We start from the raw sequence: 1534 nt of genomic DNA, 5'->3' as shown, positions 1-1534 counted from the left end.
TTTTTTTAAAAGATGCGCCTAAATAAGATGTCCTGGATTCGGATTCATAATTAAGAGACTTCTGTTATTGTCACACTATATCCTAAGTTCTCTAGTCTTCGAACAGAATGGCGTACAATAGACACTTGTCGTTGCTTATCAAAATAATCCTCACCTAGATCTACATACATTTCTTTTCGTGTTAGTAGATAATATGCGATTCGTAACATCGCATGAGCAACTACAACGGCTGCTCTTTTCGAGCCTTTTCGTCCAGCTGTCCTTCTATAAAGTGCACCTAGATAGTTCTTAGAACCTCTTACTGATTGAGCTGCTTCGGTTAATGCTGACTTTAAATACTTGTTTCCTTTTTTAGATTTGGAAGATTTTCTTTTACCTGCACTCTCATTGTGTCCAGGTACTAAAGCTGCCCATGAACATAGATGTGCGGCTGTCGGAAATTGGTTTTTAACATCAGTCCCAATCTCTGCTAAGATTTGTTCTGCCATCCGTGTAGCGATACCAGGTATAGAATCAAGACGTTCGATATCTTCCTGATAGGTGGAGACTCTTTGGGCAATCTCATGATCTAACATCTCAATTTGTTCAGTAAGGAAATCAATGTGAGTTAAGATCGTTTTTAACATTAAACGTTGGTGAGGGTTAACATAGCCCTGAAGGGCGAGTTCAAGCTCTTCTTTCTTCCGTTTCATCGTACGACGAGCGAAATTTGCTAGTTTCTCAGGGTCATCTTCACCGTCTGCAATGGCATAAAGCATATCCTTCGAAGAAACTCCCATAATATCAGATACCACTGAACCAAGTTTTATATTAGCTCCTTCTAACACTTTTTGAATCCGATTATGCTGTCTAGCCCGTTCTTCAATGATACTGCGGCGATACCTTACAAGTTCGCGCAATTCTCGCTGATTTCGATTTGGAATGAAACTGGCTTGTAGTAATCCGTGTCGAAGAAGCTGCGCAATCCACTCGGAATCTTTCACATCTGTTTTACGACCAGGAAGAGATTTCATATGTTGTGCATTCACGACTAGGAACTCGATTCCTTCGGACTCTAGTAAGTTAACAATAGGTTTCCAATATACACTTGTGCTCTCCATGGCAACGTGGGTACAACGATGTTCTTTAATCCAGTCTATTAGCTTTAGTAGAAAGACAGTTTTGGTAGAAAATGTTTGAATCTCCTTTCCTTCGGGTGTCATAATGCATGCAGTAATATTATCCTTATGGACATCCATACCGCAGGCTCTTTCAATGATTACATCCATTGAAAACTTCCTTTCTATGGCTTGAATATATTGGAGGCTGGTGCAACAATCAGAATAAGGATTAATCTACCATGAGTGCTTCCCGTAAGGGAGCGACAGTCTGTGGTGCACCGTGGTCGTTGGAGTCAGACTAACGGATGGGCTCTAAGGCACCATAGTTCATCGACCTTCCTCTTCCAGCCATAGAATCAGTATGGACGGATTCAATTCATTTTCATTCTCTGTGGTGCAGCGCCGATTTTTGCGCTGCATGGATGACTAACGGG

General features: G+C 41.3%; 1 protein-coding gene. It reads right to left on the bottom strand.

Features of this window, described 5'->3' with window-relative positions; translation table 11 throughout:
* Positions 1 to 50 precede the first annotated feature (50 nt).
* Positions 51 to 1268: an IS110 family transposase gene (locus MLE14_RS22230; protein WP_243300545.1), complete on the bottom strand. Its 1218-nt coding sequence runs from the start codon at positions 1266 to 1268 to the stop codon at positions 51 to 53.
* Positions 1269 to 1534 lie beyond the last annotated feature (266 nt).

Origin of the sequence: Bacillus litorisediminis (assembly GCF_022808645.1) — a bacterium.
Classification (GTDB): domain Bacteria; phylum Bacillota; class Bacilli; order Bacillales; family JC228; genus Bacillus_BF; species Bacillus_BF litorisediminis.
This window is presented reverse-complemented; position numbering and strand designations above follow the sequence as displayed.

Coding starts and splice junctions, on each gene's coding strand:
- MLE14_RS22230 (WP_243300545.1), bottom strand. CDS start 1,268: ATGGATGTAATCATTGAAAGAGCCTGCGGTATGGATGTCCATAAGGAT.